4 protein-coding genes are annotated in these 2652 nt (G+C 64.2%); 3 read left to right on the top strand and 1 reads right to left on the bottom strand.

All coding sequences use genetic code 11. From position 1 onward, the window contains the following. The 3 genes from HP499_RS23250 to HP499_RS23240 form a co-directional block, all read left to right on the top strand. Nucleotides 1-817 (top strand): substrate-binding domain-containing protein (locus tag HP499_RS23250; RefSeq protein WP_172326423.1); only part of this gene is annotated, 817 nt, incomplete at its 5' end. A gap of 175 nt (nucleotides 818-992) precedes the next feature. Then, a complete protein-coding gene (locus HP499_RS23245) occupies nucleotides 993-1607 on the top strand; it encodes a hypothetical protein (RefSeq protein WP_172326422.1) in 615 nt (204 codons plus the stop codon). Continuing rightward, a complete protein-coding gene (locus HP499_RS23240) occupies nucleotides 1604-2140 on the top strand; it encodes a hypothetical protein (RefSeq protein WP_172326421.1) in 537 nt (178 codons plus the stop codon). Before HP499_RS23245 ends, HP499_RS23240 begins: the two co-directional genes overlap by 4 nt. Nucleotides 2141-2149: 9 nt before the next feature. On the opposite strand, the gene HP499_RS23235 is transcribed toward HP499_RS23240, so the two are convergent. Continuing rightward, a partial coding sequence (locus HP499_RS23235) for a histidine phosphatase family protein (RefSeq protein ID WP_172326420.1) occupies nucleotides 2150-2652 on the bottom strand: 503 nt, incomplete at its 5' end.

Below are 2652 nucleotides of genomic sequence, written 5' to 3'. Positions count from 1 at the left end.
GGTTGCGACCATCACGCCCAATCTTTCGAACCCGGTGTTCGATGAGGCGCTTCGTGGTGTCCAGGATGCGGCGGATGCCAATCGCGGCGCCATCCTTCTCGCCGACTCGGACAGGGTTTCCCCTGGCAGCAACCTCCTGAGCCGGCTGGTGGGTACCGGCATGGTGGACGGGTTCCTGGTCCGTTTCCATACGGCAGCGGAAGAGAACATAAGTATCTTCCAGCAGCGTGGCGTCCCGTGCGTGGTCCTGAATGGTCCCACCGACGGCGTCAACGTGTGCGTGTGGGTGGACGACTACCGCGGCATCTTTGTGGGAACCACGCACCTCCTGAAACTGGGGCATCGGCGCATAGCGATGCTGGGTGGTCCCCCCACGCCCTTCACCGAAGATACCCGCGTGGACGGCTTCCGTGACGCGTTCTCTGCCCGGGACCTTACTCCGCCCCCTGCCGAGGCAGTTGTCCGTGGCTACGACCCCACGGCCATCCGAGCCACGGTCTCGCAGCTGATGCAGTCTTCTGAGCCCCCCACTGCCATCATCATCGACAACATCGTGGCCGCCCGCGGGCTGATCGCAGCGGTGGCGGATTTGGGGTTGCGCCTGCCGGAAGATCTTTCCGTTTTGGCGTATCACGACATACCGCAGGCGGACTACTATCGACCGGCATTGACCACCATCAAGATGCCCCTCTACGAGGCCGGGGTGCGCGGCTACGAGGTTCTTCAACGCATGATCGCGGGCGAGAAGGTCAAGAGCCACATCGTGCGCCGACCTGCACCCAAGATCATTGATCGCGGCTCTGCTGCCGCTATTTGAACCTTCTAAAGCCGAACCCATCGCAGCGAGCCCTATGACAAGCGACCTGGAGCTTCTATCCTCGTGTCATGGGCGTTGGGGCAGCGTTTTCCTTGCCGGGCTCCCGCTGCGCAGGGCGGGTCGGGGCTCTGACGCGCAAAGGCGCCGGTCAATCATCGAGGCGGGTGGGTGCTCCATGAACCGCAAGGACAAGCGTCCGCCCCCGGACAGACCGCCGGACAATCTCCCGGGCGGTCCGCCGGACGGTCCCCCGGACAACTACGCTGCGTTCATTGAGAGGATGGACCGCGCAGCGGCCCGTCTCAGCAGCCGGCTCCGGTCCGTGATCAGGGCCCTGGGCGCGGTCTCATTGCTCTTGGAGGAGTACCAGGGGGCCTCCTTGAAATGGGAGCGCCGGCGGGCCCGGACCGCAATGGAATTGGACCGCTGCACCGGAGACGTGGAGATGTACACCGCTCTGGGAGAACTCCACGATACCGCCGTGAAAATGGTGGCACTCCACCATGGGCAGACCTCGCGGATCACTGAAAAGTTGCACCAGCTCCAAGATCAGCGGGACGCCATCCACCATTCCTTGGGAGAACTGGAGGCGGGCGTAGCCAAGCTGAAGGCAACCCGTGCAGCATCCCAAGACCGTCGGCGCCTTAAGAGCGCCCTTTATGAGCTTTCCGGCGCCAACGGTGCCGGTGCATCAACCCCGGATCGTGAATTGCTCAGCGATCTGCGGGAAGCCCGCGAGGCGGTCGTATTGGCCGAAGCGCTCATGGAAGTGAAGGGACCCCGGCCATGAAAGAGCCAGTACAACCACCAAACCCCCGGGATGCGGTGACTGTGGTCCACTGGGAACGGAAGCCGCGTGACGAACCTGCCATCAAATTCGTCATTTTTGGCGTGCTGGGGGTCGTCATGGGGCTGATCCTGATGTTTTTCCTACCGGCGTTCAGGAGCTTCGGAGCGCTCACGCTGTTCTCGGCGGTCTTCGCCGGCCTCCTCACCATCCCTGTCATCGCAGCTCAACGGAGTTTCATGCGGGGAGTTGCCCGGAGGGTCAATGACACCATCAGCGAAGTGACGGGCAATTCCGGCCAGGGGCTTTCGGGCCGGCAGCTTAACCGGCTCATCCGGAGCGGAGAGCCATGGCCGCTCATGGTCGGCGGCGTGCCTGGGCTGCGACTGCAGGTTCAGCGGGTCCTGGCGCGGGAAGAAGATGCTCCGGAGAAGTGGCGCGCCGTGATTACGGCAGCCGCTCCCAGGAATGGAATGTCCAGCTTTGACCGTTTGCTGGACGCTGCGCTCAACCCCAAAACGGGGAACCGCGGCTAGCCGGCGGGATCAGGCCTCGACGTCCACCTTGACGCGCTCGCCGTTGAAGTACTCCAGCTGCCAGCCTTCGGTTACATGGTGGTGGGCGAGGTTCAGGACTGCGTTCTGCACGCTGTCCAGCGTGCGTCCGATGGCGCGGCTGAGCGTGAGCCGGATCAACGTGCCGTGAGCCACCACCAGGACGCGCCGGCCGGCAAATTCTTCAGCCAAGGATTCCAAGGCAGCGATGCCCCGTTCAGCGGCAGAATCGTCGCTTTCTCCGCCGCGGAAGCCGCCCGGGATACGCAAAGCCTCCAGCTCAGGGCCGGCCTGCAAGCCTTCGGCGGGGCCGAAGCTGCGTTCTGTGAGCTCGGGAACCAGCCGGGCGACCTTCAGCCCGAGGCCTTCGGCGATGATCTCCGCCGTTTCGGCTGCGCGGCTCAGGGGTGAGGCCACCACGGTGTCCCATTGCTGGTCCGAGAGGAAGGCGACGGCCTCGCGCGCCTGTTCCCGGCCGACGTCGTTGAGTGGAA

The sequence above is a fragment of the Paenarthrobacter sp. CM16 genome (assembly GCF_013179505.1).
GTDB lineage: Bacteria > Actinomycetota > Actinomycetes > Actinomycetales > Micrococcaceae > Arthrobacter.
This window is presented reverse-complemented; position numbering and strand designations above follow the sequence as displayed.